The organism is Rhodococcus kronopolitis (genome assembly GCF_042654025.1).
Lineage (GTDB): Bacteria > Actinomycetota > Actinomycetes > Mycobacteriales > Mycobacteriaceae > Rhodococcus_G > Rhodococcus_G kronopolitis.
Map to the genome: position 1 here is coordinate 24,528 of NZ_JBHSFO010000009.1, position 17,689 is coordinate 42,216.

14 protein-coding genes are annotated in these 17,689 nt (G+C 69.3%); 5 read left to right on the forward strand and 9 right to left on the reverse strand.

Annotated elements, in window-relative coordinates; all coding sequences use genetic code 11:
* Nucleotides 1-32: 32 nt before the first annotated feature.
* Nucleotides 33-1,493, forward strand: a complete 1,461-nt coding sequence (locus tag ACFO6S_RS14740; RefSeq protein ID WP_465269194.1) for an MFS transporter — start codon at nucleotides 33-35, stop codon at nucleotides 1,491-1,493.
* 30 nt (nucleotides 1,494-1,523) lie between these two features.
* Here ACFO6S_RS14740 and ACFO6S_RS14745 read toward each other — a convergent pair whose 3' ends face one another.
* The gene (locus ACFO6S_RS14745) at nucleotides 1,524-2,273 is read right to left on the reverse strand and encodes an enoyl-CoA hydratase-related protein (protein ID WP_378418184.1); all 750 of its coding nucleotides are present in this window, start codon (nucleotides 2,271-2,273) and stop codon (nucleotides 1,524-1,526) included.
* Nucleotides 2,274-2,307: 34 nt separating this feature from the next.
* Complete coding sequence (locus ACFO6S_RS14750; RefSeq protein WP_378418186.1) at nucleotides 2,308-3,204, reverse strand: LysR family transcriptional regulator; 897 nt, start codon at nucleotides 3,202-3,204, stop codon at nucleotides 2,308-2,310.
* Nucleotides 3,205-3,299: 95 nt separating this feature from the next.
* Here ACFO6S_RS14750 and mmsB point away from each other — a divergent pair, with 95 nt between their 5' ends.
* From mmsB to ACFO6S_RS14765, 3 genes are read left to right on the forward strand one after another with little or no spacing between them, the layout of a single operon-like run.
* Nucleotides 3,300-4,262 carry a 3-hydroxyisobutyrate dehydrogenase gene (mmsB, locus tag ACFO6S_RS14755; RefSeq protein WP_378418187.1) on the forward strand — a complete coding sequence of 321 codons (963 nt, stop codon included), beginning with the start codon at nucleotides 3,300-3,302 and terminating at the stop codon, nucleotides 4,260-4,262.
* A complete protein-coding gene (locus ACFO6S_RS14760; protein ID WP_378418189.1) occupies nucleotides 4,259-5,638 on the forward strand; it encodes an MFS transporter in 1,380 nt (459 codons plus the stop codon). Before mmsB ends, ACFO6S_RS14760 begins: the two co-directional genes overlap by 4 nt.
* Nucleotides 5,639-5,687: 49 nt before the next feature.
* The gene (locus ACFO6S_RS14765; RefSeq protein WP_378418191.1) at nucleotides 5,688-7,163 is read left to right on the forward strand and encodes a CoA-acylating methylmalonate-semialdehyde dehydrogenase; all 1,476 of its coding nucleotides are present in this window, start codon (nucleotides 5,688-5,690) and stop codon (nucleotides 7,161-7,163) included.
* Nucleotides 7,164-7,239: 76 nt separating this feature from the next.
* Here the strand turns inward: ACFO6S_RS14765 and ACFO6S_RS14770 are convergent, their stop codons facing one another.
* On the reverse strand, nucleotides 7,240-7,653 hold the full coding sequence (locus ACFO6S_RS14770; protein ID WP_378418193.1) for a hypothetical protein: 414 nt from the start codon (nucleotides 7,651-7,653) through the stop codon (nucleotides 7,240-7,242).
* Between the two features lie 115 nt (nucleotides 7,654-7,768).
* Nucleotides 7,769-8,221 (reverse strand): MarR family winged helix-turn-helix transcriptional regulator, encoded by a 453-nt coding sequence (locus tag ACFO6S_RS14775; protein WP_378418195.1) that lies wholly within the window; start codon nucleotides 8,219-8,221, stop codon nucleotides 7,769-7,771.
* A 263-nt stretch (nucleotides 8,222-8,484) separates the two neighbouring features.
* Here ACFO6S_RS14775 and ACFO6S_RS14780 point away from each other — a divergent pair, with 263 nt between their 5' ends.
* The gene (locus ACFO6S_RS14780) at nucleotides 8,485-9,840 is read left to right on the forward strand and encodes an MFS transporter (protein WP_378418197.1); all 1,356 of its coding nucleotides are present in this window, start codon (nucleotides 8,485-8,487) and stop codon (nucleotides 9,838-9,840) included.
* Nucleotides 9,841-9,878: 38 nt separating this feature from the next.
* Here the strand turns inward: ACFO6S_RS14780 and ACFO6S_RS14785 are convergent, their stop codons facing one another.
* The 5 genes from ACFO6S_RS14785 to ACFO6S_RS14805 form a co-directional block, all read right to left on the reverse strand.
* A complete protein-coding gene (locus ACFO6S_RS14785) occupies nucleotides 9,879-10,634 on the reverse strand; it encodes a FadR/GntR family transcriptional regulator (RefSeq protein ID WP_378418198.1) in 756 nt (251 codons plus the stop codon).
* Nucleotides 10,635-10,719: 85 nt separating this feature from the next.
* Complete coding sequence (locus ACFO6S_RS14790; RefSeq protein WP_378418200.1) at nucleotides 10,720-11,460, reverse strand: ABC transporter ATP-binding protein; 741 nt, start codon at nucleotides 11,458-11,460, stop codon at nucleotides 10,720-10,722.
* On the reverse strand, nucleotides 11,457-14,186 hold the full coding sequence (locus tag ACFO6S_RS14795) for an ABC transporter permease subunit (protein WP_378418202.1): 2,730 nt from the start codon (nucleotides 14,184-14,186) through the stop codon (nucleotides 11,457-11,459). The genes ACFO6S_RS14790 and ACFO6S_RS14795 overlap by 4 nt, the downstream gene beginning before the upstream one ends.
* A gap of 28 nt (nucleotides 14,187-14,214) precedes the next feature.
* Nucleotides 14,215-15,450: an ABC transporter substrate-binding protein gene (locus ACFO6S_RS14800; protein WP_378418204.1), complete on the reverse strand. Its 1,236-nt coding sequence runs from the start codon at nucleotides 15,448-15,450 to the stop codon at nucleotides 14,215-14,217.
* 210 nt (nucleotides 15,451-15,660) lie between these two features.
* Complete coding sequence (locus ACFO6S_RS14805; RefSeq protein WP_378418206.1) at nucleotides 15,661-17,670, reverse strand: acetoacetate--CoA ligase; 2,010 nt, start codon at nucleotides 17,668-17,670, stop codon at nucleotides 15,661-15,663.
* Nucleotides 17,671-17,689: the final 19 nt, after the last annotated feature.

The window sequence follows — 17,689 nt, forward strand, 5'->3', positions numbered from 1 at the left end:
TTGCCTTCGTAACACCAGAAAAGAGTTCCGTAGTGCCCAGTTCCGCACCCAGCGTCACGGAAACCTCCCGCTCGCCGCGAATGATCCTGGCAGTCCTCGCGTTCAGCGGCATCGTTGTCTCGTTGATGCAGACCCTCGTGGTCCCCTTGATCCACGCCCTGCCCGCGCTGCTGGACACCGACACTGCGACCGCGTCCTGGGTGATCACCTCGACGCTGCTCGCGGCCGCCGCCGTCACACCGGTCGCGGGACGCCTCGGGGACATGTTCAGCAAGCGCCGGATGATCCTGATCAGCATGGCGTTCCTCGTCGCAGGCTCGGTGATGTGCGCGCTGAGCGACTCGGTCACCGCCGTGATCGTCGGCCGCGCACTGCAGGGCGCGGCCACCGGCGCGATCCCACTCGGCATCTCGATCCTGCGCGACGAACTGCCGCGTGAGAAGGTCGGCGGTGCGATCTCGGTGATGAGCTCGACGATGGGCGTCGGCGGCGCCGTCGGCATGCCGCTCGCCGCCTTCACCGCGCAGAACTACAACTGGCACATGCTGTTCTGGGCATGCGCCGTTCTCGGCACGCTGGTCGCGGCCGCAGTCGCGATCGCGGTCCCCGAGTCGTCGGTCCGCAACCCCGGACGTTTCGACTACCTCGGCGCCATCGGCCTGACCGTCGGCCTGGTCTCGCTGCTGCTCCCGATCACCAAGGGCGCGGACTGGGGCTGGACCAGCCTTCCGACTCTCGGGTTGCTCGGCCTGTCGGTCGTCGTCTTCGCGGCCTGGGTCGTGACGGAGCTGCGCACCGCGGATCCGCTCGTCGACCTCCGGGTGTCGGCGTCGCGGCCGGTGCTGCTCACCAACGCCGCTTCGATCCTGACCGGATTCGCCATGTACGCGACCTCCTTGACGGTTCCGCAGCTGCTGCAGTTGCCGCCGGAGACGGGATACGGGCTCGGTCAGTCGATGGTGATGGCGGGCCTGTGCATGGCCCCCGGAGGCATCGTGATGATGCTGCTGTCCCCCGTCTCGGCGCACCTGACCAACAGGTACGGTCCGCGCACCACCCTGATGGCAGGCACCGTGGTGATCGCCTCGGGCTACCTGGTCGGTGCCGGACTGATGAACACAATGTGGCAGATCACCCTCGTCGCGACGATCATCGGCGCCGGCATCGGAGTCTCCTACGCGGCCATGCCCGCACTGATCATGGGCGCGGTGCCGCCGAAGGAGACAGCCGCAGCGAACGGACTCAACTCGCTGATGCGGATGATCGGAACCTCGTTCGCGAGCGCCGTCATGACCCTCGTACTGGCAGGGATGACGATGCCGCTGGGTCCCACCGAGGTGCCCACGCACAAGGCCTTCGTCGTGACGTTCCTGATCGGTGCCGGCGCCGCGCTGTGCGCCCTGCTGGTGGCCGCGTTCATCCCGCCACGCGTCCGACCGGACGCCGCGGCCACCCCCGTCCCGGCGGCCGCGGAACCCGCGCCCGCGCACTGACCGGACGGGGCCGGCGACCGTCGCGTCGGGCTACCGCCCGGTCCAGTTCGGCGAACGCCGCTCGAAGAAGGCATCGACCCCCTCGCGCATGTCCGCCGACGCGGTCACCACCGACTTGGCCCGCTCGGTCACCTCCCACCCGGTGACGTCGGAGTCGGCAGTGAGCGCGTCGACGGCCCGCAGGCTCTCGCGGACCGAGACCGGCGACGACAGACAGATCCGCTCGGCCATCCGCAGCGCCGCGTCGAGCGCCGAGCCAGGCTCGGTGACCTCGTTGACCACCCCGAGCCCGTACGCCCGGTCGGCGGTGAGGGTGTTGCCGGTGATCAGCAGTTCCCGTGCCACGTTGACGGGAAGTGCCCGTGGCGCGCGGAAGAGCGCTCCGGACGTCGCGACCAGGCCCCGCAGTGACTCCGGCAGTCCGAACACCGCGTCCCGAGCGGCGACGACGAGGTCGCAGGACAGCGCGATCTCGAAGCCGCCGCCGAGCGCCTGCCCCTCCACCGCCGCGATCAGCGGAGTGCTGCGTTCGCGCCGGATGATCCCGTACTCGCCGCCGCGTGGGGTGAGCGGTCCGGAGCCCTCCTTGATGTCGGTGCCCGCGCAGAACACGGTCGGTGTCCCCGTCAGGACGCCGACCCAGAGGTCGGGGTCGTCGTCGAGGCGGTTGAGCGCGGTGTCGACGCCCGCGGCCATTGCCTCGTTGATGGCGTTGCGCTTGTCCGGGCGTTCCAGATGTATCACGAGCACCCGCCCGCGAACCTCCTGCCGTACCTGCATCTGATTCCTTTCCGTCGTCACCGCTGGTCCGTAATCACCACTGGGGCACCAGTTCCGCCTGACGCTCCGCGACCATCTCCCGGATTGCCTGCATGACGGTCGCCGCCGCGGGCCGGCGCAGTCGTCGCGGCCCCAGGCACGCGGTGAACTCCAGGTTGATGGCCACATCCGACGCCAGTACCCGGCGCAGCGTGGGCTCTCGCTCCGCGACGAACGCCGGCAGCAGCCCGATCCCGGCGCCCGACAACGTCGCCACCGTCTGCACCTGCACGTTGGTCGATCCGAAGCTCACCTGGTGACGCCCGGTCAGCCGGGTCAGCACGTCGAGGTCCTCCACCCGCAGCAGGCCCTCGATGTAGTAGACCAGCGAATGCCCGGCCAGCTCCTCCAGCGTCTGTGGCCGGCCGCGCTCGGACAGGTAGTCGTCCGAGGCGTAGAGCCCCAGCCGGTAGTCCGTGAGCTTCTCGGCACCCGGACGCCCGACCACCGGCTCACCGACCCCGATCTCGATGTCGGCGCCGATACCGTAGGCACCCAGCCGGGTCTGGGTGACGATCTCCACCAGCAGGTCGGGGTTGATCCTGTGCAGTTCTGCCATGAGTGGCGCCACGAACAGGGCACCGAAGGCATCGGTGGTCGAGATCCGCACCAGCCCGGACAACTCCCGCTCGCGTGGCGTGGTGCTGGCCAGGTCGCGCACCTCGGTCAGGGCCGACTCGATCTGCTCGCACGACTCGAGCAGGCTGTGGCCGAGGTCGGTCAGCGTGCAACCTGCGACGCCGCGGACCAGTAGTGGCGCCCGTAACTCGGCCTCCAGCACCGACATCCGTCGGGACACGGTCGCATGGTTGAGACCGAGGGCCGACGCGGCACCGACGAGCGACCCACAGCGGGCGATCTCCAACAGCACCACCAGGTCGTCGGCGCGCATCGGTCTCTCCTCACCGGCCCCACCTGCTGTGCAGTTCTGCACAGCACGTGTACCAAAGAGGGCCTTTCCTGAAGATGTAACCTAGCTCACTCTTCTTGGCAGCAGCCGTGACGGTCACCCCGCACGGCACTCGACAGAAGGGCACCAGCGTGAAGATCTGTTGGATCGGTCTCGGCAACATGGGCTTGCCGATGGCCGCACACCTGCACACCGCAGGACACGACGTGGTCGGCGTCGACCTCTCCGCCGACGCCCGCGATGCGGCAGGCGCCGCGGGCGTTCGTACCGCGGACGCCGCAGTGACGGCTGCCGCGGGCGCCGACGCGGTCGTCACCATGTTGCCCAAGGGCGCGCACGTACGGACCGCTCTCCTCGAGTCCGGCGCCCTGGACGCGGCCGGCGACAACGCCCTGGTGCTGGACTGCTCGACGATCAGCTGCGCCGAGGCCCGCGAGATCGGCGCGGCCGTCGCCGCCACCGGTCGACGCTTCCTGGACGCACCGGTCTCCGGCGGCACCGCAGGCGCCCAGAACGCGACCCTCACCTTCATGGTCGGCGGCGCGACCGCGGACCTCGGCGCCGCCCGCCCGCTGCTCGAGGCGATGGGCACCCGCATCTTCCACGCCGGCGAAACAGGAGCAGGTCAGAGCGCCAAGATGGTGAACAACATGATGCTCGCGATGAACATGCAGAGCACCTGTGAGGCCGCGGTGCTGGCCGAGCGTCTGGGCATCACGCCGCAGACGGTCATCGACATCGCCGGGGTGTCCACGGGCGACAGTTGGGCCCTGCGCAACTACTACCCGGTCGCCGGGCCGGTCACCTCCGCCCCCTCGAACCGCGACTTCACCGGCGGGTTCTCCGTCGCACTGATGCGCAAGGACCTGGGCCTCGCCCTGGATGCGGCGGCCGTGCACGGCGTCGACACCGCCGCCACCGCCGAGGTGGCGCGTCGCCTCGAGAATCTCATCGCCGACGGCCGCGGGTCGCTCGACTTCTCGTCGCTGATCCACCTGGTCGACGGCACCGCGGCTGCCGCGATCGGCGGCACCCGATGACCGCCCAGCTGAGCGCGCCTGCCGATCCGGCCCCGGCTGAGACCACGACCGGGACGCCGCGCGGATTCCACCGGATCGTGGCCGCGTCCATGGCAGGCACCGTCGCCGAGTGGTACGAATTCTTCCTCTACGGCATGGCTGCGGCGCTGGTCTTCGGTCACGTCTTCTTCAAGGCCACCGGCAACCCGCTCGACGGCGTCATCGCGGCGTTGCTGACCTACGCCATCGGTTTCATCGCCCGCCCCATCGGCGGCATCATCTTCGGTCACTACGGCGACAAATTCGGCCGCAAGAAGCTCCTGCAGATCTCGTTGCTGATGATCGGCGCCTCGACGTTCCTGATCGGCGCGATCCCGAGTTTCGACCAGATCGGGTACCTGGCCCCGGTGATCCTGGTGATCCTGCGCTTCGCCCAGGGCATCGCCATCGGCGGCGAGTGGGGCGGCGCCGTGCTGCTGGTCGCCGAGCAGAGCCCGGCGAACCGTCGCGGCTTCTGGTCCAGCTTCCCGCAGGCGGGCGCGCCGCTCGGCAACGTCGTCGCGACCCTCGTACTGCTGTTCCTGTCGTTCGTGATGCCCGAGGACGACTTCCTGTCCTGGGGTTGGCGGCTGGCGTTCTTCTTCTCGGCGTTCATCGTGCTGATCGGCTGGTTCATCCGCACGAAGGTCGAGGACTCGCAGATCTTCCAGGAGTCCACCCTGGAGCAACCACAGGCCGAGAACACGTGGAAGGCGGTCCAACGCGTCTTCCGGGCCCGGCCTCGTGAGGTCCTGACGGCGATGGGCGCCCGGGTGATCGAGAACATCCTCTACTACATGGTGGTCACGTTCTCGCTGACGTACCTGAGCGTGCAGCTGAAGGTGGACACCTCCACGATCCTCACCCTGATGCTGATCTCGCACATCGTCCACGCCGGCATGATCCTGTTCTTCGGCTGGATGTCGGACAAGGTGGGCCGCCGCCCGGTCTACCTGGTCGGTGCGGTCCTCGCCTCCCTCTACTGCTTCGTCGCGTTCCCCTTGATGGACACGAGGTCCGACGCACTCATCCTGTGCGCCATCACGATCGGCCTGGTCATCCACGCGATCATGTACGCCCCGCAGCCCGCGATGATGGCCGAGATGTTCCCGACCCACATGCGCTACATCGGCGTCTCGATGGGCGCACAGGTCACCGCGATCTTCGCCGGCTCGCTCGCTCCCGTCATCGCCACCCTGCTGCTGCGGACCTACGGGAGCTGGGTCCCGATCGCCATCTACGTCGGTGTGGCGGGCCTGATCTCGATCGTCGCGGTGCTGTTCATGCGAGAGACCAAGGGCTCCTCGCTGGCCACGCTGGACGTCGAACACCGCGAGCGCTTCGGCACCACCCTCTGACACTCCCTTCCACTTCTCGAATTCATTGGACCCGAAAGGTATTTCAGTCATGCGCACCATCCCCCACTGGATCAACGGCGCCCCGGTCACGGGCAGCGACCTCATCGACGTGACCAACCCGGCGACAGATCAGCCGATCGCCACCGTGCCGATGGCCGACACCGCCACCGTGTCGGCGGCGATCGACGCTGCCTCCGGCGCATTCGAGGACTGGTCGCAGACCACCCTCTCCCGGCGCGCCCAGGTGCTGTTCCGATTCCGGGACCTGCTGGTGGAGAACCGGTCCGAGCTGGCCGCCCTCATCACCCAGGAGCACGGAAAGACACTCGACGACGCGGCGGGCGAGATCTCCCGGGCCGCGGACTCGGTGGAGTTGGCCTGTGGCGGACCGGCACTCGTGCGCGGCGGGACATCGCTGCAGACCGGGCCCGACATCGACACCAAGTCGGTGCTGCACCCACTCGGGGTCTGCGTCGGCATCACCCCGTTCAACTTCCCCGCGATGATGGGCATGATGATGGTCTCGGTCGCCCTGGCCTCGGGGAACACCTTCATCTGGAAGCCGAGCGAGCAGGACCCGGGCGTCTGCATCCGGATCGCCGAGTTGTTCAAGGAGGCCGGCCTGCCCGACGGCGTACTCAACGTGGTGCACGGTCGCCAGGACACCGTCGAGCGCCTCATCGACGACCCGCGGACCGAGGCCGTCGCGTTCGTCGGCTCGAGCCAGGTCGCGCAGATCGTCTACTCCCGCGCCGCGGCGGCGGGCAAGCGGGTACAGGCCTTCGGCGGCGCCAAGAACCACATGATCGTGATGCCCGACGCGGACCTCGACGTGGTCGCCGACCAGCTGACGTCCGCCTGCTTCGGGGCCGCGGGCCAGCGCTGCATGGCGATCTCGGTCGCGGTGGTGGTCGGCGAGAGCGCCGAGCCTCTGCTGGCGAAGCTGGCGACACGGGCGGAGGAGGTCCGGCTCGGCCCCGGCAACGGCGACGGCACCGAGGTCGGACCGGTGATCAACCGGCAGTCCCAGGAACGCATCCAGGCCGCGGTCAAGGAGGCGATCGCCGGTGGTGCCCGCGCCGTGGTGGACCGCAGCGCCGAGATGGTGCCCGGCTTCGAGAGCGGCTACTTCGTCGGCCCGACCGTGCTCACCGACGTCGAGGTGTCCTCCGCTGCCTACCAGGAGGAGCTCTTCGGCCCCATCCTGGTGGTGCTGCGCGTCGACTCCCTGAGCGACGGGCTCGAGCTGATCCGCAGCCACCGATACGGCAACGGCGCATCGATCTTCACCCGGGACGGCGCCGCCGCCAACGAGTTCGAGCGCCGCGCCTCGGCCGGCATGATCGGAGTCAACGTGGCCATCCCGGTCCCGGTCGCCGCGTACGCGGTGCAGGGCTGGAAGGACTCCGCATACGGCGACACCGGCCTGAACAATGCGTCGTGGAGCTTCTACACCCGCCCCAAGTACGTCACCTCACGCTGGGACAGCGTGGCCGGCACCGACTTCGGGTTCCGCCCGAACTGACGGATCGCGAATGACGAGACCGGGCCCCACCGAACTTCGGTGGGGCCCGGTCTCGTCCGTGGTTCCGGCGGCAGGCTCAGCCCGCCGCCGGATCGTCGTCCGGGACGGAGTCCGGCATACCCTCGCCGTAGCGGTCGAGGATGTCTGCGACCGGCCGGCCCCACCGCTCGTGCGCCGACTGCCGCGTCATCCCCGCGGCCCGGCCGATGGTGGCCCAGGTGACGCCGAAGCGCCGCAGGCTCATCACCGTCTCCACCGCGTCGACGCCGGCGGTCAGCTGGATCCGGAAGCACGCGAGCTGCCAGGCCACCTGACGACGCGCAGGCAGGTCGGTGCCCTCCTCGGCGGTCCACGCCTCGGTTCCCGGCAGTGGACCGGTACCCACCAGCAGGTCGGCCTGGCGACCGGCCTCGACCACCCCGGCATCGACCGTGGCGACGGCGGCCGCGGCAACGTCCGCCGTGAGCGCCCTCTCGATCGGGTCGTCCATCGCGCCCACCCTCCACTAGAGAAATGCGTCAGGCACACCCTGACATCTGGATCCGGCCGCGTCAAGAGCTGCCTGACGGATCCGGAAGCTTCGGCCACCCCGCCCCGGAGAGAACTCAGTCCCGAGGCCAGTGCAGCCCCTCGTGCTCCTCGACGGCGACATTGAGTCGACGGAGCAGGGTGACGAGGGTGTCGAGATCCTCACGCGGCCAATCGGAGAGCAACCGCAGCACCCCCTCCGCATTGCTGGTGCGCACCGAGTCGAGCTGGTCGAGCCCGGCACTGGTGGGTCGCAGCAGCCGCGCGAGGCCGCCCTCCGGATCCGGAATCCGCTCGGCCAACCCCTGCTTGATCAGCGCGGCGGACTGCCTGTTGACCGTCGAGACGTCCAGGCCGAAGGAGTCGGCGAGGTCGCCGAGAGTCATCGGCCCGCCGAGCTCGAGGCGCCAGAGCAGCAGGTAGGCCGAACGCTCCAGCGGGCGGGTCGCGGTCCGGCGGCCCGCCAGCGTCGTGTGCCGGCTCAGGAGCGTGAACTCCTGCTCGAGTCGGTATCCCACCGATTCCGTCACCGCGCTCCTTCAGCTCGATCCAACGTCGACTTCCGCCCCGGGCAAGTTCCCACTCGGGCAAATCGTACACAGAATATGCATTCTACACATTATGTGTACGATGCATATTCACGGCCGGATTCGGCCGGACATCACGGCGCTCGACATCTTCATTGAGCTCGACGATTCCCTTGTTTGCATGCCTTTTCAGAAGAGAGATTGCGTTGACCCAGGTCACCACTACACCCAATACCGAGCCGCACCGGCTCGCTCCACCGCGGGCGATGCTGCCCACCCTCGCCCTGACCGGCATCGTCGTCTCGCTGATGCAGACGCTGGTCGTGCCGCTGCTCCGCGAACTCCCCGCCCTGCTGCACACGTCGGCCTCGACCGCGTCCTGGGTGGTCACCGCGACCCTGCTGGCGGCGGCGGTCGCGACACCGATGGCCGGTCGGCTCGGCGACATGTACGGCAAGCGCCGGATGATCCTGGTCAGCCTGGCCTTCCTGGTGGTCGGCTCCGTGGTGTGTGCGCTGACCAGCGAGCCCACCCTGATGATCCTCGGCCGGGCGCTGCAGGGCGCGGCGACCGGCGCCATCCCGCTCGGCATCAGCATCCTGCGTGACGAGCTGCCGCCGGCAAAGGTTCCGGGCGCCATTGCGGTGATGAGTTCGACGATGGGCGTCGGCGGCGCCATCGGGCTGCCGCTGGCCGCGCTGACCGCGCAGAACCTGGACTGGCACTGGCTGTTCTGGGCGGCGGCAACCCTCGGCACTGCCGCCATCGTGGCAATCGCCCGGGTGGTGCCGGAATCCCCCGTCCGCACGCCGGGCCGGTTCGACATGGTCGGCGCGCTCGGACTGGCGGCCGGGTTGGTCGCGCTGCTGTTGGCGATCACCCAGGGCCACGGATGGGGGTGGACCTCCCCCGCAACCCTCGGCCTGCTCGTGGGCGGCGTGGTGATCCTGCTGGCCTGGGGTGCATTCGAGCTGCGCACCGCCGAGCCGCTGGTGGACCTGCGGGTGACCGGGTCCCGCCCGGTGCTGCTCACCAACCTGGCGTCCGTGCTGACCGGGTTCGCCATGTACGCGACGGCGCTGACGGTGCCGCAGCTGCTGATGTCGCCCACCTGGACCGGCTACGGCATCGGTCAGTCGATGGTGGTCGCGGGGCTGTCCATGGCACCGGGTGGCATCGTGATGATGCTGCTCTCCCCCGTCTCGGCGTGGATCACCGGACGCTTCGGTGGGCGCGTCACCCTGATCACCGGCACCACCGTCATCGCGATCGGGTACCTGACCGGGGCGCTGCTGATGGGCTCGGTCTGGCAGATCGTCCTGGCAGCGACCATCATCGGCGCAGGCACCGGCATCGCCTACGCGGCCATGCCCGCACTGATCATGGGCTCGGTACCGATCTCCGAGACCGGCGCCGCCAACGGCCTGAACGCGCTGATGCGCACCGTCGGTACCTCCACCTCGGCCGCGGTGATGACGGTGGTCCTGACCTCCATGACGTTCACCGTGCACGGCACCGTCGTCCCGACCCGGACGGCATTCGTCACCACGTTCCTGATCGGCGCGGGCGCCGCGGTGGCCGCGCTGGTGTTGGCGGCATTCATCCCCCGCCGGACCGAGTAGCCGCTACCCGCGGCGGCGGCGCGCCCGGTCGGGTGCGGTCAGGACAGCACCTCGACGAGGGTGGTCGCCGAGTCACCGATCATGTACTTCTCGATCGCGTCGAGGTGCTTGCGCCAGAACTCCTGCGCCGCGGTCGCGTCGCCGTCACGCATCAGCACGAGCAGCTTGAGGTAGGCCCGGTGCGCGGCGCGCGCGGCGGGCCGCTCGCTGCTGCCCCCGTGCGCGGCGATGAACAGCGCGTTGTGTGCGTCGATGATGTGCACGAGCATGCCGGCGAGCACGGCCAGGGTCTGGTTGCCGGCCAGGTCGATCAGCGCCTGGTGGACGTCGACGTCGTGCCGGGCAAACGCCTTCGGATCGTCGACCAGGTCCTCGCCGGCCGCCAGCAGTTCGGCGAAGGTGTCCAGCTCGTTGCCCTGGTTCGTCGTCGCCAGCATGCCCACCGCCGTCACCTCGAGCGAGGCCCGGGCCCGGTAGACGTCCACCAGCGGCGTGCCCTGGTACTGCAGCAGCAAACCCGTGTACCGGGCGGCGCTGGAGGCGTCGGGTGCGAGCACCCGGGCACCGCCGTGCGCGCCGCGCAGGACGGTGATGATCGCCTCCGACTCGAGGATCCGGAACGCCTCGCGCAGGGTCGGCCGGGACACCCCGAACTGCTCCATCAGGATCGCCTCGGTGGGCAGCGGGTCGCCCACCTCGAGCTCACCGGTGATGATTCGGCGACGCAGGCTCGCGGCGACGAGCTCACCCGCCTTCGGCACCCGAACGACAGATGACTTCACTCCCGCGACCACGGACGCCCCTTCGCTTCACTCGGCTCGACGTGCCTGACCTGGACCGACGATCGACCAACGGTACAAGAGCGCGGCGGCCGGTGGGCTATCCGGCCTCGTCCGCGTCGCTGACCGGCGCCAGGTACGCCCGCTGCACGGCATCGAGGTCGGCACCGATCTCGGCCGCGGTGCCCTCCATCATCACCTGGCCGCGGCGCATCACGTACACCCGGTCCGCCACCTCGAGGACCTGCCGGACATGTTGCTCGACAAGCAGAACGCCCAGGTTCTGACGGTCGGCGGCCTCGCGCACCACCGCGAGGAGCCGCTCGACGATCTGCGGCGCCAGGCCGAGCGAGAGCTCGTCGGCCAGCAACAGCCGCGGGTTCCGGCACAGCGCCCGGGCCAGTGTCAGCATCTGCTGTTCGCCACCGGAGAGCAGGCCGGCCGGCCGCTTCAGGAGAGCTCGGAGCTCCGGGAAGATCTCACAGGCCGCATCGGCGGAGACCCCCGCGAGGCGAAGGTTCTCGGCCGAGGTCAGGCCCATGATCACCGACCGTTCCTCGGTCACGTAGCTCAGGCCGCGGCGTGCCAGCGCCGACAGCGAGGAACGCTTCGCGGAGCCGAGCACCGAGACCTCGCCCGAGATCGGGGCCAGCTCGCCGGACACGGTGAGCATGGTGGTGGACTTGCCTGCGCCGTTGGCCCCGATCAGTGCCACCACTTCCCCCGGCCGCACCGTGATGTCGAGGTCCCGGCAGACCACGGCCCCCGCGTACCCCGCGTGCAGACCACGACACTCCAAGACGAAGTCCGACGCGACCTTCTTCTCGCTGGTGATGGTCATCGCACGGCCTCCTTCGTCTCGGTCTCGGCGCCCAGTTCGGCACCCAGGTAGGCGTCGCGGACCGCCGGGCTGGCGGCGATCTCCGCCGGCGTGCCGGACGCAAGCACCCGGCCGGCCGCGAGCACCACGATGTGGTCGCAGGTGGACATCACCAGGCCCATGTCGTGTTCGATCAGGAGCACACCGGCCCCGCGTTGCACGGCCAGGTGCCGGATCGCGACCGCGAGTTCTCGGCTCTCGGCGTCGTCCAGTCCGGCGGCCGGCTCGTCGAGCAGGATGACGGACGGAGCGGAGGCGACGGCGCGCGCGATGCCCACCAGCCGACGCCGGCCGTACGAGAGCTCGCTCGGCAGCGCGTCCAGGTCGTTCTCGAGCTCGAAGTCCCGCACCACCGTCGAGGCGCTCGCCGAGAGCGGGTGGCGGCTCGGGCGGACCAGGTCGGTGAGCCACGTGTGCCAGGTCGACTCGTCCGCACCGGCGTGGATGTTCTCGCCGACCGTCACGTCCTCGAACAGTTCGAGCGACTGGAAGGATCGGCGCAGACCGCCGTTGGACCGCCGCGCGGTGGACCAGCCGGTGATGTCCTGGTCTCCCAGCGTGAGCTTTCCGGCTGCCGGGCTGACGAATCCGGTGATGGCGTCGATGACGGTCGTCTTGCCGGCGCCGTTGGGCCCGATCAGGCCCACCACCTGCCCGGGCTCGATGTCGAGGTCGACGCCGTCGACGGCGGTCACACCACCGAACCGGACCGTCAGGCCGCGCACCGTCAGGGGCGTCGGGGTGACCGACCCGGTGGGCGACTCGTCGGACAGCTCGTGTCCGCGGTGCTTCTTGCGCCCCAGTACCGCGGCCAGTGCGGGGTTGCTCCGCACCCCGCGGGAGATCATGTCGGCGATGCCGTTCTGGTTGGTGAGCAGGGTGACGATGAGGATGACGCCGCCGAGCAGCGCGGCGATGGCCAAGCCGGACAGCAGCCGGCTGAAGAGGGCGCCTGGGGCCATCAGTGAGCCGATGAGTCCGCCCGTGACGAATCCGAGGCCGCCGGTCACCGCCTGGACGACGGCGTTGATGGACGCGAACACGTTGAACTCGAGGTAGGTGACGGCGGTGTTGCGCAGGCCCAGGAGAATACCGGCCACCGCGGCCAGTCCGGACGCGAGCGCGAAGGCGTAGATCTTGACCCCGAACACGCTGATGCCGAGGGAAGCAGCGGCCCGCTCGTTGGTGCGCACGGCAATGAGCCGTCGACCGGTGCGCGAGCGCCGCAGGTTCGCGACGATCAGGCCGCAGACGACCAGCGCGACCAGGCACACCGTCGCCCACCGTTCGGGATGGACGCTCGGCGTCACGTCGATTCCGAGCAGGCTCAGCTTGTGGATCTTCACCGAGCCCTCGAGCTTGTCGCCGGTGAAGGTCGGGTTGTTGAACACCATCTCCTGAATGGTGAATCCGAGTCCGAGGGTGACCACGGCCAGGTTCACGCCACGCGTGCGCAACGCCGGGAGGGCGAAGACCACGCCGATCGCGATCACCGCGAGGACGCTCACCGTCGCCGCGGGCACCAGCGACCAACCGGCCTCGCCGACGAGCCGCGCGGCGAACAGTGCGCCCAGGCCGCCGACGGTGTACTGGGCGAGCGAAAGCTGGCCGGCATAACCCGTCAGGACCACGATCGAGAGCAGGAACACCGCCGCGGCCAGGGTCAGGGTCAGGGACCGCAGCCAGTCCCCGCCGCTGAGGATGATGCCCACGGCCACCAGGATCGCGAGGACGACGAGCGGCCAACGGATCTCGCCGGAGCCGAGCTTGGGCAGCCGCTCGGAGACGTGACTGCGCAACGGCAGCCCCTTCCCCCGCACGACCAGCACCACCAGGATCACCAGGAACGGCACCGCCCGGTTGACGCCCGTGAGGGTGTCCATCCCGAGCGCGTCCCGAAGGTCGTCCTGGTACAGCACGACCAGGCTCTCACCGACGCCGAGCAGCAGGCCGCCGAGCAGGGTGAGCGGGAAGGACTTGAACCCGCCGAGCAGCGCGGCGGCGAGCGCCGAGACCGTCACGATCACCACGAAGGCCGATGGCGAGAGCCCGGTCAGGGGCGCCACCAGGATGCCGGCGGCACCGGCGAGGGCGCCGCCGACGGTCCAGGTCAGCGTGGCCAGACGCTGCGGGGACCATCCGAGCGCGGCGGCGGCCCGCTCGTTCTCGGCGGACGCGGTGATGGCCAGGCCCACCCTGGTGAACCTGGTCCACGCCCAGAGCGCCGCCGTCGACGCGATCGCAATTCCCAGCAGGATCATCCGATCCTGCTGCACCACAATCTCACCCCAGTGGTAGGCCTCGTCGGGAAGGAAGGTCTTCACCCGGATGGACGTGCTGCCGTAGTACTGCTGCACGCCGGCCTGCAGAATCACCATCAGGCCGAGGGTCGCGGCCAGCCGGACGATCGGTGCGGCATTGGTCAGCCACCGCAACACCAGCAGCTGAAATGCCAGTCCGATCAGTCCGGCCACCACGACCGCCACCAGGAAGGCCGGCAGCAACCCCCAGTCGTGGTCCCGCCGAAGTGTTTCCAGACATATGTATGCGCCCACCATGGCGATCGCGCCCTGCGCGAAGTTCACCACCCCGGATCCGCGGTAGACCAGCACGATCCCCTGTGCCAGGAGAGCGTAGGCAGAGCCCGCTCCCAGGCCGAGGATCGCAAACTGCAAGAACTCAGTCATTCGTCAATCTCCACAGTGGGCGCAGGGGTTAGGAGGTGGGGCCGCGCAGGTCGTACTGCGTCGGGTCGGTGACCAGCACGTCACCGTCGAACGTCATCTTGTACATCATCGAGTTCGAGACCCGCTGGAAGATCCCGAAGGGCTCGACCGCACCCGGCGTCCAGGCCGGGATCAGTCCGGCCATGTCGAGCTTCTCGGCGTTCTCGAATCCGGCCCAGACCGACTTCGCGTCGATCGTCGGGAGGCCCTTGGCGACCTCGCCGAACGCGCGGACCGACAACCACGGGTTCACCGCGTCGCCGGTGAGGTTCTCCTGCTTGAGCTCGTCCTTGCCGGACTTGTCCATGTCCGCCAGGAAGTCCTTGAGGCCCGGGAAGTCGTCGGTGCTCGACGAGGGCGCGGGGGTCGGGCTGGTGTACGTCGAGGAGGTGGCGAAGGTGCCGAGATCCTGCAGGTCGGCCTGGGTGAAGCCCGCCGTCCCCAGCGCGAAGGTCAGCTTCGACTGCAGCTGCTCGAATGCCTGCGCGATCGGGTTGGCGTCGGATGCGCCGAGCGCCATGATCACGCCCTGCGCGTCGTTGCGCTCGGCCGCGGCGATGAACTGGGTGTAGTCGGTCGCACCCGCGCCCACCGCGACGTCGTTGACGATCTCGGCGCCCTTGGCCTTGACCGCCGGCGTCAGCAGGCCGACCAGCTGGGCGGTGACCGGGAGGTCGGGACGCATCAGGGAAAGCTTGGTCTTGCCCTGCGCCACCAGGATGTCGATCATTCCGTACAGGTTGAGCAGGGACCCGGAGAACGGGGTGTAGACGTTCGTGGCGGTGAAGTCCGCCATGTTCACCGGGTTCAACCCGATCCGGGCGATGCCGGCGTCGAACAGCAACTTCGACGACGCCTCGGCCGAGGCAGGCGTGAAGTCCGCGAGGGTCGCGACGGCACCGTCGGAGATCATCTTGTTCACGCAGTCGACCTCGGTGTTGGGATCACCCTTGGAGTCGCACTGCAGCAGTTCGAGCGGCCGACCGTTCACTCCGCCTCGCTCGTTGAACGCCTTGACCGACGCGACCGTGCTCTCGGCGTAGGTGACCGAGCCGAGGCCCGGTGCCTCGATGGGCACGATCTGACCGACCTTGATCGGGTCGCCGGTGGCGGCGTTGGCGCCGTCTGCGGCGGCGTCCGAACCGCTGTCGCTGCTACAACCCGCGGCGATCAGGCTGACGGTCGCGAGTGCGGCGATCGCGGGAGCGATTCTCTTCAGATTCACGGCGCATCCTTTGCATGTAGGCGGCTTCATCTTCATCCCGGACGTCATGCACAGAACCGGACCGTTGAGCTGCGACTACGCGCCTGCCCCCCGGTCTCGGACCCACCCTGTCGCCCGACGTGGCAGAAGCGTATTGGAATGCCGCGCAAATTGTGGCCGACTTCACAAAGGTTGCATTACATAGTGCGACGCAATATCCGAATTGCCTGGTCAGAGCCGCTGAGTCAGGTACCAGTCGATGAGTTCCGGCGCGTCGATCGCCGTTCGGTCGAGGATCCGGCTGGCATCGGCGCCCTGGAAGATGCGCTTGATGGGCACCTCGAGCTTCTTGCCGGTCCGGGTGTGCGGAATGCCCGGCGCCTCGGTGATCTGGTCCGGCACGTGCCGCGGCGACGCCTGTTCCCTGATCGCCGACCTGATCCGCTCACGCAGCGCGTCGTCGAGCGCGGCGCCGTCGGCCAGCACCACGAACAGCGGCATCCAGTAACCGCCGTCGGGCTGCTCGGCACCGATCACCAACGCCTCGACGATCTCCGGCAACGCCTCGACGGCCTGGTAGATGTCGGCGCTGCCCATCCGGATCCCGTTCCGGTTGAGGGTCGAGTCCGAACGGCCATGCACGATGACACTGTCCCGTTCGGTGATCGTGATCCAGTCCCCGTGCCGCCACACCCCCGGATAGGTGTCGAAGTACGCGTCGCGGTACCGGGCCCCGTCGGCGTCGTTCCAGAACCGCACCGGCATCGACGGCATCGGCCTGGTGACCACCAGCTCACCGACCTGCCCGCGGACCGGGTTGCCGTCCTCGTCGAAGGCCTCGAGCGCCACCCCCAGGTAGCGAGCAGACAACTCACCTGGCCACACCGGGACCGTCGGCACCCCGCCGACGAACGCGGAGACCACGTCGGTGCCGCCGCTGATCGAGAAGACCGGCACCGCGGTCCCGACGTTCTCCGCGAGCCACAGCGACGACGCTGCCGGCAGCGTCGACCCGGTGATGCCCACCGCCCGCAGCGCGCCCAGGTCGTGGTCGAGGCGCGGGACCAGCCCGGCCTTCGCGACCGCCAGCACGTAGCCGGGGCTGGTGCCGAGCAACGTGGCGTGGTGGCGGGCGGCGAAGGCGAAGAGGGAATCGGTCGCCGGGTAGGACGGGCTGCCGTCGTAGCAGACCACGGTGGCGCCGACCAGCAGTGCGGCCACCTGGAAGTTCCACATCATCCAGCTCGGGCTGGTGTACCAGAACACCGTGTCACCGGGGCCGACGTCGTTCTGCAGCGCGATCGACTTGAGGTGTTCGAGGACCACCCCGCCGTGCCCGTGCACGATGCCCTTCGGCAGTCCCGTCGTGCCGCTGGAGAAGACGACCCACAGCGGATGGTCGAAGTCGACGGCCACCGGCTCGAGCGGAGCGTCGCCCGCGGTGGCGTCCGCCCAGGACATCACGGCGCCCGACGCCGCGGGACCGGCGGCCGCGCCGAACCGGGACAGCTGCACCGTCAGGTTCAGGCTCGGCAGTCCCTCGCGCAACTGCTGCACGGCCTCGCCGCGGTGGTGCTCCTTGCCGGCGAAGCGGTACCCGTCGGCGGTGATCAGCACGGTCGGCGCCAGCTGTCCGAGCCGGTCCAGTGCCGCCGGGCCCGAGTAGTCCTGACCGCACGCCGACCACACCGCACCGAGGCTGGCGGTCGCGAGGAACGCGATCACCGCCTCGGGCACGTTCGGCAGGTACCCGACGACCCGGTCACCCACGCCGACACCGTGCCCGCGCAGCGTCGCCGCCAACGCCCCGACCTGCCGCCGCAGCTCGGCCCAGGACACCTCCACCTCGGCACCGCGATCCGCACCCGAGCCCGAGCCCGAGCCCGAGCCCACAGCCTCGCCCGAGTAGACGAGCGCGGGCCGGTCCGCCCGCTCGTGACGCAACACCTGGTCGACATAGTTGAGCGTGACCCCGGGAAACCAGACCGCGCCGGGCATTCGCTCCTCGGCCAGCACCTCACCGACCGGCGTCCGGGACTGCATGTCGAAGTAGTCCCAGACGCCGCGCCAGAAGCCGTCGAGGTCGTCGACCGACCACTGCCACAGCGCCCGGTAGTCGGGCAGCGCCACCGCATGCCGGCACTCCACCCAGCGCGCGAAGTCGGTGATTCTCGCGCGATCGATGTCCGCTGCCGTCGGCACCCACTGCGGTGCCGGAGATCCGGGGTCCCTCACGTGCATCCCACTTCCACCTCGACGA

Bases quoted from the DNA above. Each gene is read 5' to 3' on its own strand.
- ACFO6S_RS14790 (WP_378418200.1), bottom strand. From the start codon at position 11,460: ATGACCATCACCAGCGAGAAGAAGGTCGCGTCGGACTTCGTCTTGGAG.
- ACFO6S_RS14780 (WP_378418197.1), top strand. From the start codon at position 8,485: ATGCTGCCCACCCTCGCCCTGACCGGCATCGTCGTCTCGCTGATGCAG.
- ACFO6S_RS14765 (WP_378418191.1), top strand. From the start codon at position 5,688: ATGCGCACCATCCCCCACTGGATCAACGGCGCCCCGGTCACGGGCAGC.
- ACFO6S_RS14750 (WP_378418186.1), bottom strand. From the start codon at position 3,204: ATGCGCGCCGACGACCTGGTGGTGCTGTTGGAGATCGCCCGCTGTGGG.
- ACFO6S_RS14795 (WP_378418202.1), bottom strand. From the start codon at position 14,186: ATGACTGAGTTCTTGCAGTTTGCGATCCTCGGCCTGGGAGCGGGCTCT.
- ACFO6S_RS14745 (WP_378418184.1), bottom strand. From the start codon at position 2,273: ATGCAGGTACGGCAGGAGGTTCGCGGGCGGGTGCTCGTGATACATCTG.
- ACFO6S_RS14760 (WP_378418189.1), top strand. From the start codon at position 4,259: ATGACCGCCCAGCTGAGCGCGCCTGCCGATCCGGCCCCGGCTGAGACC.
- ACFO6S_RS14805 (WP_378418206.1), bottom strand. From the start codon at position 17,670: ATGCACGTGAGGGACCCCGGATCTCCGGCACCGCAGTGGGTGCCGACG.
- ACFO6S_RS14770 (WP_378418193.1), bottom strand. From the start codon at position 7,653: ATGGACGACCCGATCGAGAGGGCGCTCACGGCGGACGTTGCCGCGGCC.